Source organism: Brevibacillus sp. JNUCC-41 (genome assembly GCF_014844095.1).
Taxonomy (GTDB): Bacteria; Bacillota; Bacilli; order Bacillales; family DSM-1321; genus Peribacillus; species Peribacillus aracenensis.
This window is the reverse complement of the sequence record NZ_CP062163.1, coordinates 1,801,119-1,818,908: the sequence shown is the minus strand read 5'-3', so window position 1 is coordinate 1,818,908 and position 17,790 is coordinate 1,801,119. Positions and strand designations below refer to the sequence as shown.

The following is a 17,790-nucleotide window of genomic DNA, read 5'->3' as shown; positions in this document are numbered from 1 at the left end:
TTATCAATTTTCAGGAGTAATTATAATGTTTAGCTACAATTCAAAGAATATCTATATCATCGATTAAGAGCGATGATTGCAGTGAACGCTTTTTCAAAGTGGACGACGCAAGCGGTGAATAATATACCTGTTTGTCCGTCACTACAATCGATTTAACCGAGTTTTTTGCTAAATGGTAAGTTACATCAGACTTTTTCTCCAAAAATTCACTCATGATTGGAGAGGCCTGAAGCAGCTTCTTATCTAAAATGGCTATGACATCATCCGTCTTCACAAGAATGTCTTCACCAATATGGAGATACATACATTCACCTCATCATTTAACCTTTTTTATACTTCCTTGACTCACATAAAAGGTGGACGCTTCTCTTAGGGTTTGATGATCGATTCCATCAACGGAGGGTGTCGTCACAAATGTTTGCACTTTCCCTTGTATCGTATTCAGTAAATGGGATTGACGGAAATCGTCAAGTTCCGATAACACATCATCCAATAATAAAATGGGATACTCGCCGATTTCTTCATGGATCAACTCAATTTCGGCAAGTTTCAAAGACAGGGCAGTCGTACGCTGTTGTCCTTGTGAACCATATGTCTGGACATCGCGGTCATTCACAAAAAAAACCAGGTCGTCACGATGAGGACCTACCAATGTTACACCCCGTTCAATCTCCCTTGTTTTTATTTTATCAAATTTTTCTGTGTATACTTCTATCATTTTCGTCAAATCCATAGATTCTGATACATCAAGCGACGGTTTATATTGGATTTTCAATACTTCTAGATTTCTGGAGATCCCCGCATGAATCGGCTCTGCCCATTGCTGGAGCTTTAAAAGAAACTCGTACCTTCTTTCGACAATTTTCGCTGCATACTGAATAAATTGATCAGTCAGCACGTCAAGCATCGTCGTATCCGTTTGTTTCCGGGTCTGCAGAAGCTTTAAGTAATGATTTCTTTGTTGAAGTATTTTATGATATTGGCTCATATCATGAAGGTATACGGGAGAAACCTGGCCAATTTCCATATCTATAAAACGGCGTCTGACTAGAGGACTTCCCTTTACAAGGTTAAGATCCTCAGGCGCAAACATGACCACATTCATATTTCCGACATATTGACTCAACTTTCTTTGTTCAATATGGTTGCACTTCGCCTTTTTCCCTTTTTTTGAAATGGTCAGCTCAAGTGGTATTGAGGTATTTCTCTTTCTAACTCTTCCTTCTATTTTAGCATACTCTTCATCCCAGCGAATAAGTTCTTTATCATTTGAGGTCCGATGGGATTTTGCCATGGCTAAAACAAAAATGGATTCCATGACATTTGTTTTTCCTTGAGCATTTTCGCCGAGGATTACATTAACTTTATTCTCAAAAGTCAGATTCAATTCGGTATAGTTGCGGTAATTTTTCAAACTTATATTTTCAATATACATATTCCGCTCTTCCCTTATGTTTTAGCTTGTAATTGTGTAGGTGCCAAATCCAGGAATCTCTATTTTATCACCTGATCTTAATTTTCTGCCCCTTCTCACGTCTAATTCGCCATTAATGTAAACCTCATATTCACTTAAGAACCATTTCGCCATTCCGCCGCTTTGGATTAAATCGGCCAATTTCAGGAATTGTCCAAGCGTAATATATTCGGTATTGATTTTTATGGAGTCCATTTCATGCCTCACTCATTTCTTAAGTAGTCTTTAATATTTCATTTTACTAAATTAATCCCATTAAGACAAAGTATAGCTTTTTCAGTTCTCGTTTTTAGCGATTCAGCGTTCCGTACAGCATTGAAAAAACGCTAAAAACCCTTTGGAAACCTATATTTAAATATAAAAAAATTAAAGACCTGCTATACAAGCCTTTAATTTTTTTGAAATATTATTTTAGCTTAATAAGTCCTTACCGGAAGAATTAATTGCAGCATGGAATCATCATGTAGCGGGCGAATGACAAACGGACGCATTGCACCTGTGAAATTAATTTTTATATCGGAACCTTCCAATGCTTTTAGAGCATCCATTACAAACTTGGCACTGAATGAGATTTTCAGGTCTTCACCTTCAATGGCTTCTGCCTGAACCTCTTCAATTACTTTACCAATTTCAGGAGTGTTGGAAGAGACTTCGATTATACGGCCTTCCAGGGTTGTCAATTTGACGACATTATTTCTTCCTTCTCTCGCCAATAAAGAAGCCCTGTCGATCGCTTGAAGAAAATCTTTAGTGTGAACAGTCACATCCGTTTTGCTATCAGATGGAATCAAGCGTGATGTATCGGGATAATTCCCTTCAAGCAGTCTTGAGAAGAACAATAAATTTTCAGCTTTGAAAAGTACTTGGTTTTCGGTAATGACGATTTCTATGAGTTCGTTCGTATCATCAAGGATTTTACTTAACTCATTCAGACTTTTACCTGGGATTACAACACTATAGGTACCGTTAATTTTATTTTCTATTTTGGCTGTTCTCATTGCAAGCCTATGGCTATCTGTTGCAATACAGGTCAATTCGTCATCTTGAACCTTCAAGTTTACACCTGTTAAGATGGGCCGTGTTTCTGACGTGGACACTGCAAAGCCAGTTTGGCGGATAAGGGTCTTTAAAAGGTCCGTTGGAAGTTTGAAAATATTTTCTTCTTCAATGATCGGAAGATGCGGATATTCCTCAGGATCCAGTCCATTTAGATTAAATTCAGCTTTACCTGAGCGAATAATCGTTTGAAAGTTATTCTCCACTTCAATTTCTACAGTATCCATCGGCAGCTTTTTGACAATTTCACTGAAAAAACGGGCATTAAGGACAATACCGCCGCTAGTTTTAACTTCAACAATCTCATCTCCATCAACCTCAGCAGGGATGAATGATTGGATGGAGATATCTGAATCACTTCCTGTCAGAGTGACACCTTCACTAGTGACGCTTATTTTTATCCCCGTTAGAATCGGAATCGTCGTCCTTGATGTGACTGCTTTCATTACTTCTTGGACACTATGAACTAATCGATCTCTTTGGATTATAAATCTCATGTTTCATCCTCCAATTTTTTTATTGCCGAATAGGCATATATATTAATAATTTTTATTAAAAAAGATAGTAGTAATAGTAGTAGGGCCTGTTGATATGTGGATAAGTCCACTAAACCTAAGGAAAAACAGTCTATCCACATGTGGACAGACTGTGTGTAAGTAGTCGTCAGTTATTCACATTATCCAGAATCTATTATACCCTCAGTTGGTCCTGGATTTCTTTAACCTGACGTTGAAGCTGGGTATCCGTTTGCATGAGTTTGGAGATTTTTTCATGCGCATGGATAACGGTCGTATGATCGCGACCTCCAAATTCATCACCTATCTTGGGCAGGGATGAGTCCGTTAACTCCCTGGAAAGATACATGGCAATCTGTCTTGGAAAGGCTACGGATTTAGTCCGCTTTTTCGCCTTGAAATCCTCAAGTTTGACACTATAATGTTCACCGACCGTCTTCTGGATTTCCAAAATGGTGATTATTTTAGGTTTTGAGCTAGGGATGATGTCTTTTAATGCTTCAGCTGCCAAATCGGCATTTATATCTTTATTGATCAACGAAGAATAGGCGACGACACGAATAAGTGCACCCTCCAGTTCACGAATATTGGAATCGATTTGGTTGGCAATATAGAGCATGACTTCATTCGGGATATCAAGCCCCTCAGCTTTTGCCTTTTTACGCAATATGGCAATCCGCGTTTCCAGATCAGGAGGTGTGATATCCGTGATCAAGCCCCACTCAAACCTTGAACGGAGGCGATCCTCGAGTGTAGGTATCTCTTTTGGCGGGCGGTCACTCGAGATGACAATCTGTTTGCTTTCTTCATGCAACGCATTGAATGTATGGAAAAACTCTTCTTGAGTTTGTTCTTTTCCCGCAAGGAATTGAATATCATCAATTAATAAAACATCCACGCTTCGATATCTATCACGGAATTCCCCAGCTTTATTGTCCCGAATCGAGTTGATGAATTCATTCGTGAACTTTTCAGATGATAAATAAACGACCTTTGCATTCGGATTATGCTCAAGAACATAATGCCCGATTGCATGCATTAAATGCGTTTTTCCAAGACCTACCCCCCCGTATATGAATAAGGGATTATAGGCTTTGGCAGGAGCTTCTGCGACAGCGAGAGACGCGGCATGGGCAAAACGATTGCCGGAGCCGATGACAAATGTATCGAATGTATTTTTCGCATTCAGCATATGCTGTGGAAATGCAGCATGCTCTTTGTCCTGTTTTTTTATCTTTTTAGGCTGAACAGGAACGGTGAAATCATCATCTTCTTGATTAGGGGGAATGATGAATTTTGCTTCTAATTCCTCACCGGTAAGTTCAAACAATACATCGGAAATAAGATGGGAATAGCGTTCTTCAAGCCAATCCCTGGCAAATTCATTGGGGGCGGTGACTGTTAAGGTATCACCTTGCAGTAAATAAGCCTTGGTTGATTTAAGCCAAGTTTCAAAGCTTGGTTTACTGATTTTTTTTTCGATCTTTCCGAGCGCCTGGTTCCAGAGGCTATCGATGTTATCCAAACTTATCCCTCCTTTGCAAAAAATTTTTAATAATTGTATCTAAATGTATAGGCACAAATAAACTCATCGATTGCCGTCTTGATATTAATTTTGACAGCAAAGGTTCGGTGAGCTGTATAAGGGATTTTGTGTTGTGTTACGTGAAGTGCCTAAAAAACTATATCTTGCGCTGTACAACTTTTGTACAGACTACATCTGGTAAGCCAGTGCAGATTTGAATGTTTATTCATCAACAGGTATTTTAAGAATTATATAATAAAGAAGAAAAAAGGGTTTTCGACAATATCCACCATCTGTGGACAGATTAATATACACAGGTCGAATAAACTATCCACAAGTTATACACAGTCTGTGGATAAACGTTCCCTGTTGATAAAGTTATTCAGAGTGAAAACACAAATATAATATCAGAAAATCAGGCGTCTTGCAATGGGTTAGAAAACTTTATCCACAACTTACCGAGCTTGTGGGAAAAACTTTTCCACAGGCCATTGTTATGTGCAAAAGTCTATAAAATGGTTTGTGGATAGAAAAAAACATGTCGAATTTTATCCACAGACCGTGATTACAGGCTCGAATTAATTATCTTGAACCAAGTTGTTCAAGCCGGAAGACCTGCATGAGACAGATTGAAAATGATTCAGGTTCATACCTAGTTATTTGTCGAATGTTGTGTCGATCGAGGAATGATTCAATGCGAATTTCATATTTGTGCTCATCGATAAAATGATGGAAATTTTCCTTTCCCCAAAAATTTCTATATCAGTTCGGAGCAAAATCATTTACAATAGGCTAGGTAGTAAAAAAAGGCCTACTGGACATTGAGCATTAAAAATGAAATATTTTTATGGATGAGGTTGACAAGTAGAAACCTCCATCTATATAATTGTAAAGACTGTCTTTAACTGTTATTCCTCAGGGAGGTGTCATATAATGAAAAGAACTTATCAACCGAATAACCGCAAACATAGTAAAGTTCACGGTTTCCGTGCACGTATGAGCACGAAAAACGGACGTAGAGTAATCGCTGCACGTCGCCGTAAGGGCAGAAAAGTATTATCTGCATAGACCACTGAAAAGTCTCAGTGGTCTTTTTTCGCAAAATAAGGGATTTACTGAGACTCAATTCATGTAATGAAGGTGTAAAAATGAAAAAAAAGTTAAGGATTAAGAAAGAGGACGAATTTCAGCTTGTGTTTAAAAAAGGTGAATCTTCTGCTAATCGGCAATTCGTTGTCTATGTCCTTGAAAAGCCGGGTCAGGATTATTTTCGGATCGGCCTTTCAGTCAGTAAAAAAATCGGGAACGCCGTGGTTAGGAACCAAATCAAAAGATACATACGGCAAGCGTTTTTGGAATTGAAAGAAGATATAGAAGAGGGTAAGGATTATATTGTGATTGCTCGAAAGCCAGCGGCGGAGATGGACTTTTTCCAGGTGAAAAGCAGCTTGATCCATGTCCTGAAACGTTCTAAATCATTAAACTTTAAAAAGAAAAACCAATAAAGTCCCCTTATATCGAATAAGCACTCCCCGGATCATGTGGTTACTTGAGAAAGATGACATAGAAAATTCCGATTGTAAGCTGTGGAAAAAAGTGGATGGCTTTTCCTTGAAATCTTCTAATAAACAGTTCACAATTGTTTCAAAAAAGATTGATTGCAGTTAGGAGGAAATTACGGTTGAAAAAACGAATATTACTCATTATTGGACTAGCCTCGATAATGATGTTGTTAGCAGGGTGTACGGAAATTAAAGAACCTATTACTGCGGAGAGTGAAGGTTTTTGGAATTCATACATTGTCTATCCATTATCAGCCCTGATCATTTGGCTTTCTGAAGCATTTGGCGAGAACTATGGTTTGGGAATCATCGGTGTTACACTTATCATTCGCTTGGCATTACTCCCATTAATGATCAAACAGGTGAAAAGCTCGAAAGCAATGCAGGCCATTCAGCCTGAGATGAAAGAACTTCAAGCAAAATACAGCTCAAAAGATGCTGCCACACAACAAAAACTACAGCAAGAAACAATGGCTCTATTTTCAAAATATAATGTGAATCCATTGGCGGGATGTTTGCCGATATTGGTGCAAATGCCGATTTTGATCGGATTTTACCATGCAATCAGCCGTACGGAAGAAATTGCTTTACATAGTTTTCTTTGGTTTGATTTAGGTTCCCCGGATCCTTATTATATTTTACCGGTCGTTGCAGGTATCACGACCTTTATTCAGCAAAAGATGTCCATGGCTGGAATGAACTCCAATCCACAAATGGCGGCACAAATGACCATGATGCTTTACATCATGCCAATCATGATTGTTGTTTTTGCTATTAATTTCCCCGCTGCTCTTTCTCTTTACTGGGTAGTTGGTAACCTTTTTGGTATCGTTCAAACATATTTCATCAAAGGTCCGGATCTTAGAAAAGCAGCTGCGGAAAACGCGGGAGGGGCAAAGAAAAAGTGAAAAAGGTAACTGCTACAGGACAATCTGTCGAAGAAGCAGTAAATTTAGCTTTAGCTCAACTGAACAGCACTAAAGATCGCGTGGAGATTGAAATAGAAGATGAGGGCAAAAAAGGATTTTTTGGTTTATTTGGTGCAAGGAAGGCCATTGTCCATGTGACATTGCCTGCAGATCCCATTGAAGAGACACTTGGGTTTTTGAAGGAAGTCAGCTTGGAGATGGGAGTCGATGCACAAATTGATGTCACCCGTAAAGGGAAGAACGTAACTTTCCATTTATCAGGTGATAAAATTGCATTATTGATTGGAAAAAGGGGTCAAACACTAAATTCACTTCAGTATTTAGCTCAGCTTGTTGCAAATCGGTATTCGAAGCAGTATTTGAATATTACTGTAGATGCAGAAGATTATCGAAATCGCCGCAATGACACCTTAATCCAATTGGCTGAAAGAATGGCAAATAAAGCCATGAAAACAGGTAAAGCTGTTTCACTCGAGCCGATGCCATCTTATGAACGTAAGGTCATCCATAATGCCCTCTTGGATTATCCAAAAATAAAAACAACATCAAGTGGGACTGAGCCATATCGCCACTTGGTCATTACTCCACTTAAATGAACCTTCTGCTTTTTAAGCAGGGGTTCTTTTTTTTAGGCCATGAAATCGTTGTGTCGAAAGTTTTTTCAAAGTATCAATTCAACAATAACTGACAAATTTCCTTTTATTTTCTCTTGATCCGTAAAAGGAATGGAAGAAAGGGAAGCGGGCAATGTTTGTTATTCACATGTGGATAAGTTAGAATGGATGTTACAGAATATGGATTAATTGCATGTGGATAACTCTTGGAGTGGAGGAGTATCTACTTTTTTTCATGAATATACTGTGGTATTGTAGTAATTTAGGGATTCGACGATTTTATTAGCAGAAAAAAATAGAACCATCAATATATAAGAGGTGAAAGCATGGAATTCGATACAATCACCGCTATCTCTACTCCCTTAGGGGAAGGGGCAATCGCCATCGTTAGAATCAGCGGTGATGAGGCCATAGAAATAGCCGATAGGATCTTTAAAGGACCAGGTGGAAAAGGATTGCTTGAAGTGAAATCACATACGATTCATTATGGCCACCTTATCCAGCCCAAAACAGGTGAAATCATAGAGGAAGTCATGGTTTCTGTCATGAAGGGTCCAAAGACATTTACAAGAGAAGATGTAGTTGAAATAAATTGTCACGGTGGAATCGTTTCGGTCAATCGGGTATTGCAGCTTATTCTCTCACAAGGTGCTCGTTTAGCGGAACCTGGTGAATTTACGAAACGGGCTTTTTTGAATGGCAGGATCGACCTCTCTCAAGCTGAGGCCGTTATGGATTTAATCCGTGCTAAAACGGATAAAGCCATGAATGTTGCATTAGGTCAAATGGAAGGCAGGCTTTCGAAATTAATTCAAAACCTGCGTCAAGAAATTTTACAGACCCTCGCTCAAGTCGAGGTAAATATAGATTATCCGGAATATGATGATGTCGAAGAAATGACGCATCGTTTATTTTTGGAAAAGGGCAGTTATGTGAAGAAAGAAATAGAGAAACTGCTTCACACGGCCCAACAGGGGAAAATACTTCGGGATGGGCTTGCGACCGTTATCATAGGGCGCCCTAATGTCGGAAAATCTTCTCTGCTTAACAGCTTAGTTCATGAAAATAAAGCGATCGTCACTGATATTCCAGGTACAACACGTGACGTAATCGAAGAGTATGTCAATGTTCGCGGTGTACCGCTTAAACTTGTCGATACGGCAGGAATTCGCGAAACGGAAGATATCGTCGAACGAATTGGTGTTGAACGGTCCCGTGCAGTATTAAAAGAGGCTGATTTAATATTGCTTGTATTGAATTATTCCGATGATTTCACTACTGAGGATGAGAAACTATTTCAAGCGGTCGAGGGTATGGATGTCATCGTTATCATCAATAAAACCGACCTTCCACAAAAAATCGATATGGCCAAGGTTAAGGAAAAGGCGGCATCCCATAAAGTTGTTACGACTTCGTTACTGGAGGATCGAGGGGTCGATGAATTGGAAGAGGCCATCGCTTCTTTATTTTTCGAGGGTTCTTTAGAAACGGGAGACCTGACCTATGTTTCTAATGCCAGACATATAGCTTTGCTGGGGCAGGCATTACAGTCTATCGAAGATGCAATCGATGCTATTGGAATGGGGACACCGGTTGATTTGGTTCAAATCGATTTCACGAAAGCATGGGAGCTACTCGGAGAAATCATTGGCGAAAGCGTTCAGGATAATTTGATCAACCAATTGTTCTCTCAATTTTGTTTAGGAAAATAAGCGTAAAAGGAGGAAAAGGATATGCAGTACGAAGCAGGTAGTTATGATGTCATTGTTATTGGTGCCGGTCATGCTGGCAGTGAGGCAGGCCTTGCAGCGGCAAGAGTCGGAGCTAAAACGTTGATGATCACCATTAACTTGGATATGGTCGCCTTCATGCCATGCAATCCCTCCGTTGGTGGGCCGGCAAAAGGGATAGTCGTTAGGGAAATTGACGCTTTAGGCGGAGAAATGGGGAAAAATATCGACAAGACCCATATTCAAATGAGGATGCTCAATACGGCTAAAGGTCCGGCTGTTCGTGCATTGAGGGCGCAGGCAGATAAATTTCTCTATCAACAAGAAATGAAAAAGACGATAGAAGACCAAGAAAATCTAACATTGATTCAAGGAATGGTAGAGGAATTAATTGTTGAAAACAACGTATGCACGGGTGTCATCACTAAAACAGGCGCGGTGTACCGTGCGAAAACTGTCGTAATCACGACTGGAACATATTTACGCGGCGAAATCATTTTAGGGGAACTGAAATATTCAAGCGGCCCTAATAATCAGCAGCCTTCCATCAGGCTTTCTGAACATTTAGAGCAGTTAGGATTTGATTTGGTCCGTTTTAAAACAGGAACACCGCCACGCGTGAATAGCTCTTCCATAGATTACAGCAAGACGGAAATTCAGCCTGGCGATGAAGTGCCGCGTGCATTTTCTTATGAAACGACAAAGTTCATAACGGATCAATTGCCATGCTGGTTAACGTACACGAATGAGGGGACACACCAGCTCATTGATGAGAATCTACATCGTTCACCAATGTATTCGGGAATGATTAAAGGAACCGGTCCGCGTTATTGTCCATCGATTGAAGATAAAGTCGTCCGTTTTAATGATAAACCAAGGCATCAAATATTCCTGGAACCTGAGGGCCGCAATACAAAGGAAGTTTATGTGCAAGGTTTATCTACAAGTCTGCCTGAGGATGTGCAAGTGAAAATCCTGCAAACAATTCCAGGACTTGAAAAGGCGGAAATGATGCGCGCAGGATATGCAATTGAATATGATGCTATCGTTCCTACACAGCTATGGCCTACACTTGAAACGAAGAAAATCAAAAATCTTTATACTGCTGGCCAAATTAACGGGACATCCGGCTACGAGGAAGCGGCAGGACAAGGATTGATGGCCGGTATTAATGCAGGATTGAATGCACTGGGTAAAGAAGAACTGATATTAAGCCGTTCGGATGCCTATATTGGTGTTCTCATTGATGACCTTGTAACGAAAGGCACGAATGAACCATACCGATTGCTGACTTCACGTGCAGAATATCGTTTATTATTGCGTCATGATAATGCCGATTTACGCTTAACGGAAATTGGATTCAATATCGGAATGATCAAAGAAGAACGCTACAATCGATTCCTTATGAAAAAGGAAGCGGTTGAAATGGAAAAGGAACGACTGAAATCAAACTTCATCAAACCGACCAAAGAGGTACAAGAAATCATTACTGCAAGTGGCGGCAGTGAGTTAAAGGATGGAATCCGGGCCTCCGATTTATTGAAACGGCCTGAAATGGATTATTCCCATATTCAGAAGTTGGCGCCAAGTGATGACGAACTGAGCGATGATGTGACGGAACAGGTCGAAATCCAGATCAAGTATGAAGGATATATCGAAAAATCCTTGCAACAGGTCGATCGCCTGAAAAAAATGGAGAATAAAAAGATTCCAGAGAATATCGATTATGATGCAATTTCTGGACTTGCAACGGAAGCACGTCAAAAATTAAAGCAGGTCCACCCGCTATCAGTAGCTCAGGCTTCAAGAATTTCCGGTGTGAATCCCGCTGATGTTTCCATTTTGCTTGTTTATTTGGAACAAGGAAAGATTGCCAGAGTATCTCAGTAATGGAAATACCCGAAAAGGATTGAAAAGACATGAATATTGAACAGTTCCAACAAGCACTGCTGGAGAAAGGGATCGAGCTTTCTCCTCAACAGCTTGATCAGTTTGACACTTATTATCGATTATTGGTGGAATGGAACGAAAAGATGAACTTAACAGCCATCACTGATAAAGAAGAAGTCTATCTTAAGCATTTTTATGATTCAATCAGTGCAGCCTTCTATTTTGACTTTAACAAATCATATCGAATTTGCGATGTTGGGGCTGGAGCTGGATTTCCGAGTATTCCATTGAAGATTTGTTTCCCTGATATCCACGTCTCGATTGTGGATTCTTTGAATAAGCGAATTTCTTTTTTGAATCACCTTGCGGATTCCTTGCAATTAAAGGGAGTTTCCTTCTATCATGACCGGGCGGAAACCTTCGCCCAAAAACAGGAGAACCGCGAATCCTATGATATTGTCATGGCAAGGGCAGTAGCCAGGATGTCCGTTTTAAGTGAACTATGTTTGCCGCTCGTTAAACTGGATGGGACATTCATTGCCATGAAAGCGGCAAGTGCACAAGATGAAATGGATACTGGGAAGAAGGCCATTTTTACGTTAGGCGGAAAAATTGAAGAAATTCATCCTTTCACATTGCCAGAAGAAAATAGTGAAAGAAACATCATTACTGTAAAAAAAGTGAAGAAGACTCCTAAAAAATACCCGAGAAAACCAGGGACACCGAATAAGCAGCCTATTGAATAACCTCTGTAGGATGAGTAAGTTTTCATAGTAAGCGTAGATGATTCAGATATATATGGCTGGTACTTGCCCTTATTTTCTTTTACTATAAATGTATGACCTTATTATTTTCACTCTAAACTTGTGCCCTATGCTGGCTGATTCAGGGAAATAATTTTGGGCAAGCCTGCCGATATTTTTCATGACTGGCCGTCCATTCCTAAATTATTGCCTTGATGGTGCCAGTCGACATGTTTTTTACAGTGTAGGGCCATATGTATAACCATGTCGGGAAATGTATGCAGGACTTGTCCTTTAAATAGAGAATATGTTATTTGGGAGTTTTAAAAGGTGGTGTAGGAAGATGAAGCATCCTTTTTCGCGGTTCTTTGGGTTTGGCGAAAAAGAAGAAGAGCAACTAGAGATGGAGACACCTAGCAATAATAATGAAGAGATAAGAAAAATTTCCATTTCTGATATTGTGCCTAATCGATTTCAACCAAGGACCGTTTTTAATGACGATAAAATTGCCGAATTGGCCCAAACGATCCATACACATGGGATCATTCAACCAATTGTAGTAAGGACTTATGGTCAGGGAAAGTATGAAATCATTGCAGGTGAGCGTCGTTTTCGGGCCATGCAAAAGCTTGGCTGGGAATTGGCACCCGCAATAATCAAAGATTTCACCGATACAGAAACGGCTTCCGTTGCGCTGATAGAAAACCTTCAGCGTGAAGAACTGACACCGATTGAAGAAGCTTTGGCTTATGGAAAACTATTGGAGCTGCATAGTTTAACACAAGAAGCTTTGGCACAAAGACTGGGAATAGGACAATCTACCGTGGCGAATAAGCTACGGCTGCTTAAGCTGCCCCAGGAGGTTCAGGATGCACTTCTTCAAAAGCAAATTACGGAACGCCATGCCCGCTCGTTGATACCGTTGAAGAGTCCTGAAAAGCAGCTTAAACTGCTTTTGGAAATCATCGAAAAAGGGTTAAACGTCAAACAGACCGAAGAGCAGGTCGTCAAGCTCTTGACGGGTACTGTGCAGAAGCCGAAACCTAAGCGAAAAGCGTTTAGTAAAGACATGAGGATTGCCGTGAATACCATACGCCAATCACTCAATATGGTTACAGACAATGGAATAAATTTGGATGCAGAGGAAGAAGAATTCGAGGAGTATTATCAGTTCACGATTAAAATACCCAAGAAAAAAACTTGATTCCCTATCCTTACCCGCTTGGTAGTCTCCGATTGCCAAGCTTTTTTTATTTTCGATCAAAACTGGTATTTCCACAAAAAAAAACATTCCACTTTTCCCGGATTTTTAATGCTTTTAGATATATTTCAAATTTAAGAGGAATTTCAGAAAACGATTTCTTCCAGTAACATTCATGATAAAATAGAAAGAAATAAATGGATTTACGGTAAAAATCAATAGATAAAAGCGTGATGAAGATAGTTGAAAGCGGGTGAATTCGTGGGTAAGATTCTCGCCATTGCCAATCAAAAGGGCGGTGTTGGAAAAACGACAACTTCTGTCAGCCTAAGTGCTTGTCTTGCTTACATAGGACAGAAAGTCTTAATGGTCGATATTGACCCGCAGGGAAATGCGACAAGCGGTGCAGGTATTGACAAAGCAGATGTGGAACAATGTATTTATGATGTATTGGTTGATGATATCGAGGCCAGTACCGTCGTCATGGAAACAAAGGTAGAAAACCTATATGCCATACCTGCGACAATTCAACTGGCAGGTGCAGAAATTGAACTTGTCCCAACCATCTCTAGGGAAGTCCGGTTAAAAAGGGCATTAGAAGAGGTGCAGGGCCAATATGATTACATTGTGATTGACTGCCCTCCATCATTGGGTTTGCTTACGCTTAATGCCTTAACGGCCGCCGATGCAGTTTTGATTCCGGTACAATGTGAATACTATGCATTGGAGGGTTTGAGTCAACTATTGAACACGGTCCGCCTCGTCCAAAAGCATTTGAACCATGATTTGAAAATCGAGGGTGTGCTATTGACGATGTTGGATGCAAGAACGAATCTAGGTCTCCAGGTCATAGAAGAGGTCAAAAAATACTTTCAGGATAAAGTCTATCAAACCATCATTCCCCGCAATGTCCGTTTGAGTGAAGCACCGAGCCATGGAGAACCGATAATTATATATGATCCAAAGTCACGAGGGGCGGAGGTCTATTTAGAACTGGCAAAGGAAGTGGTATCAAATGGCTAAAGGACTTGGCAAAGGACTTAACGCACTTTTCAATAGTGGGGAAATCAGTAAAGATGAAATCGTGCGAGAAATCAAATTAAGGGAATTAAGGCCAAATCCTTATCAGCCCCGAAAGAGCTTTCGGCTTGAAGCTATAGAGGAATTAAAGCAATCCATCATGGAACATGGGATATTACAGCCGATTATTGCCCGGGAAAGCATTAAGGGATATGAAATCGTTGCTGGGGAAAGGCGTTATCGTGCTGCCGAGGAAGCTGGTTTAAAGACAGTTCCGGTCGTTGTGAGGAAATTGAGCGAACAGCAGATGATGGAACTGGCGATTTTGGAAAACCTGCAAAGGGAAGATTTGAATCCAATCGAGGAGGCTGTCGCTTATCAAACGCTTCTGGAAAAATTGGAATTCACCCAGGAGCAGTTAGCCAATCGGCTGGGTAAAAGCCGTCCCCATATCGCAAACCATGTTAGATTGCTATCTTTGCCTGAAGGGATTAGGAGATATATCTCCGACGGGGAAATTTCCATGGGGCATGGCCGGGCATTGCTAGGTTTAAAGAAAAAAGAGATGCTTAAGCCGGTAGCGGATAAAATCCTCAAAGAAGGAATGAATGTCAGACAGCTAGAGCAATATATTCATCAATTGAATGATACCGTTTCACGTGAAACTAAACCTAAGAAACAAGAAAAAAAAGATATCTTCATAAAGCAACGGGAGACAAGTCTGCGTGAAAGACTAGGAACGAGCGTAACGATAAAACAAAGCAAGAAAAAAGGAAAAATAGAAATAGAATTCTTTTCAAAGGAAGATTTAGAGAGAATTTTGAACTTGATCGATCAAGAGAACCTATCCTCTTAGATCCCCTTTATGAAAAGATCGTGACGACATATGCAGAAAATTAGGTGGATGAGATGGTATTATTAGGGGCTTTGGTGAATGGTGCCTGCATTTTAATCGGTTCGATTTTAGGAAGGTTTTTACAACATATACCTGAAAAGATAAAAGAAACGGTCATGAGCGGTATCGGTTTGGCCGTCATGGTCTTAGGTTTGCAGATGGGCTTAAAAAGCGATAATTTCCTTGTTGTCATTTTAAGTATTGTCGGAGGGGCTGTCCTCGGTGAATGGATGAATCTTGAGGCTAGGCTAAATTCTTTAGGCAATTGGCTTGAACGCAGGATGAAAGCGAAGGAAGGAATTTCGATATCTCAGGGATTTGTAACGGCTACGCTCATATTTGGCATTGGGGCGATGGCCATCATCGGTGCCCTGGATAGCGGTATCCGGAATGATCATGACGTTTTGATAACAAAAGCGATCATCGATGGCTTTACAGCATTGGTCCTCGCCAGTACACTTGGCATAGGTGTACTTTTTTCAGCATTTCCGGTCATTCTTTATGAGGGATTCATAGCAATTTTCTCAAGGCAGATCAATACGATGATCCCAACAGCTTTAATGGATTCCTTTATACTGGAAATGACAGCAACTGGGGGAGTCATGATTTTGGCAATTGGTTTGAATATTATCGGTCTGACCAAAATAAGGGTGGCAAATCTGCTTCCGGGCATAATGATCACCGCGATTCTGGTTACTCTCATGTATTATGTATAAAAAAGAAGGAAGGGGATTGGCCCTTTCCTTCTTTTTTATGATAAGAAAAAACCGATCATAGGGTTTTTTCTTGCTTGAATGACCATGTGAAAGGGGTGATGGAAGGTTTTACTGGATAATGATTTTGTGCTTCATAAATCCCCTCGGCAATGGTTTTGGCCATTTTTAGCACAAGATTAAGACGTGTGTTCTGCAAGACCATGAACTCCATGAATCCACTTACATTCACGATTCCTGTAATATGTGCATTTCCGACGGAAGGAAGATCTTTATTGACCCCAGCCCCTGGCTTCACTGGTCCCTGGCCAATTTGAACGATTCCGACGCTTTTCATTTTCCCTAAGCAAGCATCGATTCCGACGATAAAGGGATTGGCGTGCATTTTTTTGATTTCATTTAATTTTTCCTGTAAATTCATCGCATGTATAGGGTCATCCAGAGTACCATGAACATGGAATGAAGAAGAACCGTTTTCAGCTTTTTCACTAAGCAGAGTGCCGACAAGTGGTCCGAGTGAATCGCCTGTGGAACGGTCCGTGCCTATGCAGACGATGACGATTGGTTGGAGCTTTCCGGTTGGTAGGAGGTTGATTAATTCCTGGGAAATTTGTTTGGATGCATCCGTATCTTCATGCAGGATGCGACTCAATCTATTTTTATTATTATTAAATAGACTAGAATTCAGATTCATCGGCTCAACTCCTTTACTTTATTTGGTATTACAGTATACGGATAAAAAGGGGAAAATATACGGTATTTAACATCCTGGATGAGGGAATTTTTTGTAGAACAGGCAAACAGGTGAAGGGGATATGAATTGCCGTTATCCTCTACCAATTGCTTTCATTTATACTTTCTAGTAAATAATTACTTTAATATTTGGGAAAAAACTTCTAATTCTTTTACCTATATACCCAAATTTTTTTTGTACAAAAACCATTATTTATTGATAAAATAGAGAAAATCCTCTACATCATGGTTATATCAATGCATGAAGGGTGGAGGAATCCGTCTATATGGGAAAAATCATATAGACGATATAAAAGTTTTGCAGTTAATTGCATTAGGCAGGAGGAAAATATGGATCGCATTTATGATAACGTTACAAAAGAGATATTGGATGAAAAGATATGGCTGCTGATGGGCGAGGGGATTATTAAAATCTTCCTTGTTCTATTGTTATCGCGTATTATTATTAGAATAGGAAAGACTATTCTGAATAAATTTTTCAAAGCACGTTTAAGGAGTCCCATTCGGGTATCGGAGCGCAGGGAAGCGACACTCATTAAATTGCTCGAAAATATCATTACCTATGTCATCAATTTCATTGCCTTGATAATGATTCTGGAAATTTTCGGAATTGAAGTAATGCCATTACTCGCTGGTGCCGGTGTTCTCGGTTTGGCAGTTGGTTTTGGTGCTCAAAGTTTGGTCAAGGATATAATTACAGGATTTTTCGTTATTTTTGAAGATCATTTCTCGGTTGGGGATTATATTAAAATCAATAATTTTGAAGGGGAAGTCATTGAAATCGGGCTTCGTACAACGAAAATTAAAAGCGGTGCAGGTGAATTGCACTTCATACCCAACGGAAGCATCGTTCAGGTCACGAATTATTCCATTTTAAATAGTATGGCTGTCGTTGATGTGACCATACCTAACGATGGATCGATCGAGCGTGCCGAAAAGGTGCTGATTGATCTTTTAAACAGTATGGAAGGCAAATACGATGCATTGATCAAAACACCTGAATTTTTGGGAATTGAAAAAATTAGTCCTGAAGAAATCGTCTTTCGGATTAAGGCGGAAACAAAGCCGATGCATCACATTGAAATCAGTAGGATATTAAGAATTGAAATAAGTGCTGCGCTTGATTCAAGTGGGATTAAATCTACGTACAATGGCAGCGAGTCATAGGAA

Annotated in this window: 18 protein-coding genes; 12 read left to right on the top strand and 6 right to left on the bottom strand. The window is 40.0% G+C overall.

Annotated features, from left to right (window positions below; genetic code table 11):
* Positions 1-40 precede the first annotated feature (40 nt).
* From remB to dnaA, 5 genes are all read right to left on the bottom strand, one after another.
* Positions 41-304, bottom strand: coding sequence for an extracellular matrix regulator RemB (gene remB, locus JNUCC41_RS08985; protein ID WP_098370330.1), 264 nt, complete (start codon positions 302-304; stop codon positions 41-43).
* A gap of 12 nt (positions 305-316) precedes the next feature.
* Complete coding sequence (gene recF, locus JNUCC41_RS08980; protein WP_192207380.1) at positions 317-1,435, bottom strand: DNA replication/repair protein RecF; 1,119 nt, start codon at positions 1,433-1,435, stop codon at positions 317-319.
* Between the two features lie 21 nt (positions 1,436-1,456).
* Entirely contained in the window at positions 1,457-1,669 is a 213-nt protein-coding gene (yaaA, locus tag JNUCC41_RS08975) for a S4 domain-containing protein YaaA (RefSeq protein WP_034316192.1), read from the bottom strand.
* Positions 1,670-1,890: 221 nt separating this feature from the next.
* Positions 1,891-3,027, bottom strand: coding sequence for a DNA polymerase III subunit beta (gene dnaN / locus JNUCC41_RS08970; RefSeq protein WP_192207379.1), 1,137 nt, complete (start codon positions 3,025-3,027; stop codon positions 1,891-1,893).
* Positions 3,028-3,220: 193 nt separating this feature from the next.
* Positions 3,221-4,570 carry a chromosomal replication initiator protein DnaA gene (gene dnaA, locus JNUCC41_RS08965; RefSeq protein ID WP_057914144.1) on the bottom strand — a complete coding sequence of 450 codons (1,350 nt, stop codon included), beginning with the start codon at positions 4,568-4,570 and terminating at the stop codon, positions 3,221-3,223.
* Between the two features lie 933 nt (positions 4,571-5,503).
* On the opposite strand from dnaA, the gene rpmH reads away from it, so the two are divergent.
* The 11 genes from rpmH to JNUCC41_RS08910 all read left to right on the top strand — a co-directional run bounded on the left by rpmH (position 5,504) and on the right by JNUCC41_RS08910 (position 15,870).
* Entirely contained in the window at positions 5,504-5,638 is a 135-nt protein-coding gene (rpmH, locus tag JNUCC41_RS08960) for a 50S ribosomal protein L34 (RefSeq protein WP_034316183.1), read from the top strand.
* A gap of 80 nt (positions 5,639-5,718) precedes the next feature.
* Positions 5,719-6,075, top strand: coding sequence for a ribonuclease P protein component (gene rnpA, locus JNUCC41_RS08955; protein WP_192207378.1), 357 nt, complete (start codon positions 5,719-5,721; stop codon positions 6,073-6,075).
* A 176-nt stretch (positions 6,076-6,251) separates the two neighbouring features.
* On the top strand, positions 6,252-7,040 hold the full coding sequence (gene spoIIIJ, locus JNUCC41_RS08950) for a YidC family membrane integrase SpoIIIJ (protein ID WP_076368511.1): 789 nt from the start codon (positions 6,252-6,254) through the stop codon (positions 7,038-7,040).
* Complete coding sequence (gene jag, locus JNUCC41_RS08945) at positions 7,037-7,657, top strand: RNA-binding cell elongation regulator Jag/EloR (protein WP_192207377.1); 621 nt, start codon at positions 7,037-7,039, stop codon at positions 7,655-7,657. Before spoIIIJ ends, jag begins: the two co-directional genes overlap by 4 nt.
* A 344-nt stretch (positions 7,658-8,001) precedes the next feature.
* The gene (gene mnmE, locus JNUCC41_RS08940; RefSeq protein WP_192207376.1) at positions 8,002-9,387 is read left to right on the top strand and encodes a tRNA uridine-5-carboxymethylaminomethyl(34) synthesis GTPase MnmE; all 1,386 of its coding nucleotides are present in this window, start codon (positions 8,002-8,004) and stop codon (positions 9,385-9,387) included.
* A 21-nt stretch (positions 9,388-9,408) separates the two neighbouring features.
* On the top strand, positions 9,409-11,295 hold the full coding sequence (gene mnmG / locus JNUCC41_RS08935) for a tRNA uridine-5-carboxymethylaminomethyl(34) synthesis enzyme MnmG (RefSeq protein WP_192207375.1): 1,887 nt from the start codon (positions 9,409-9,411) through the stop codon (positions 11,293-11,295).
* A gap of 29 nt (positions 11,296-11,324) precedes the next feature.
* On the top strand, positions 11,325-12,041 hold the full coding sequence (gene rsmG / locus JNUCC41_RS08930) for a 16S rRNA (guanine(527)-N(7))-methyltransferase RsmG (RefSeq protein ID WP_192207374.1): 717 nt from the start codon (positions 11,325-11,327) through the stop codon (positions 12,039-12,041).
* Positions 12,042-12,381: 340 nt separating this feature from the next.
* Entirely contained in the window at positions 12,382-13,242 is an 861-nt protein-coding gene (gene noc / locus JNUCC41_RS08925) for a nucleoid occlusion protein (protein WP_192207373.1), read from the top strand.
* Between the two features lie 258 nt (positions 13,243-13,500).
* Positions 13,501-14,262: a ParA family protein gene (locus JNUCC41_RS08920; RefSeq protein WP_192207372.1), complete on the top strand. Its 762-nt coding sequence runs from the start codon at positions 13,501-13,503 to the stop codon at positions 14,260-14,262.
* Positions 14,255-15,115 (top strand): ParB/RepB/Spo0J family partition protein, encoded by an 861-nt coding sequence (locus JNUCC41_RS08915; RefSeq protein WP_192207371.1) that lies wholly within the window; start codon positions 14,255-14,257, stop codon positions 15,113-15,115. The genes JNUCC41_RS08920 and JNUCC41_RS08915 overlap by 8 nt, the downstream gene beginning before the upstream one ends.
* A gap of 53 nt (positions 15,116-15,168) precedes the next feature.
* Positions 15,169-15,870, top strand: a complete 702-nt coding sequence (locus tag JNUCC41_RS08910; RefSeq protein WP_192207370.1) for a DUF554 domain-containing protein — start codon at positions 15,169-15,171, stop codon at positions 15,868-15,870.
* Positions 15,871-15,925: 55 nt separating this feature from the next.
* On the opposite strand, the gene yyaC is transcribed toward JNUCC41_RS08910, so the two are convergent.
* A complete protein-coding gene (gene yyaC, locus JNUCC41_RS08905) occupies positions 15,926-16,561 on the bottom strand; it encodes a spore protease YyaC (protein WP_192207369.1) in 636 nt (211 codons plus the stop codon).
* Positions 16,562-16,950: 389 nt separating this feature from the next.
* On the opposite strand from yyaC, the gene JNUCC41_RS08900 reads away from it, so the two are divergent.
* Positions 16,951-17,787: a mechanosensitive ion channel family protein gene (locus JNUCC41_RS08900; protein ID WP_192207368.1), complete on the top strand. Its 837-nt coding sequence runs from the start codon at positions 16,951-16,953 to the stop codon at positions 17,785-17,787.
* Positions 17,788-17,790 lie beyond the last annotated feature (3 nt).

Bases quoted from the DNA above. Each gene is read 5' to 3' on its own strand.
- remB (WP_098370330.1), bottom strand. From the start codon at position 304: ATGTATCTCCATATTGGTGAAGACATTCTTGTGAAGACGGATGATGTC.
- recF (WP_192207380.1), bottom strand. From the start codon at position 1,435: ATGTATATTGAAAATATAAGTTTGAAAAATTACCGCAACTATACCGAA.
- yaaA (WP_034316192.1), bottom strand. From the start codon at position 1,669: ATGGACTCCATAAAAATCAATACCGAATATATTACGCTTGGACAATTC.
- dnaN (WP_192207379.1), bottom strand. From the start codon at position 3,027: ATGAGATTTATAATCCAAAGAGATCGATTAGTTCATAGTGTCCAAGAA.
- rpmH (WP_034316183.1), top strand. From the start codon at position 5,504: ATGAAAAGAACTTATCAACCGAATAACCGCAAACATAGTAAAGTTCAC.
- rnpA (WP_192207378.1), top strand. From the start codon at position 5,719: ATGAAAAAAAAGTTAAGGATTAAGAAAGAGGACGAATTTCAGCTTGTG.
- mnmE (WP_192207376.1), top strand. From the start codon at position 8,002: ATGGAATTCGATACAATCACCGCTATCTCTACTCCCTTAGGGGAAGGG.
- mnmG (WP_192207375.1), top strand. From the start codon at position 9,409: ATGCAGTACGAAGCAGGTAGTTATGATGTCATTGTTATTGGTGCCGGT.
- rsmG (WP_192207374.1), top strand. From the start codon at position 11,325: ATGAATATTGAACAGTTCCAACAAGCACTGCTGGAGAAAGGGATCGAG.
- noc (WP_192207373.1), top strand. From the start codon at position 12,382: ATGAAGCATCCTTTTTCGCGGTTCTTTGGGTTTGGCGAAAAAGAAGAA.
- JNUCC41_RS08915 (WP_192207371.1), top strand. From the start codon at position 14,255: ATGGCTAAAGGACTTGGCAAAGGACTTAACGCACTTTTCAATAGTGGG.
- JNUCC41_RS08910 (WP_192207370.1), top strand. From the start codon at position 15,169: ATGGTATTATTAGGGGCTTTGGTGAATGGTGCCTGCATTTTAATCGGT.
- yyaC (WP_192207369.1), bottom strand. From the start codon at position 16,561: ATGAATCTGAATTCTAGTCTATTTAATAATAATAAAAATAGATTGAGT.
- JNUCC41_RS08900 (WP_192207368.1), top strand. From the start codon at position 16,951: ATGGATCGCATTTATGATAACGTTACAAAAGAGATATTGGATGAAAAG.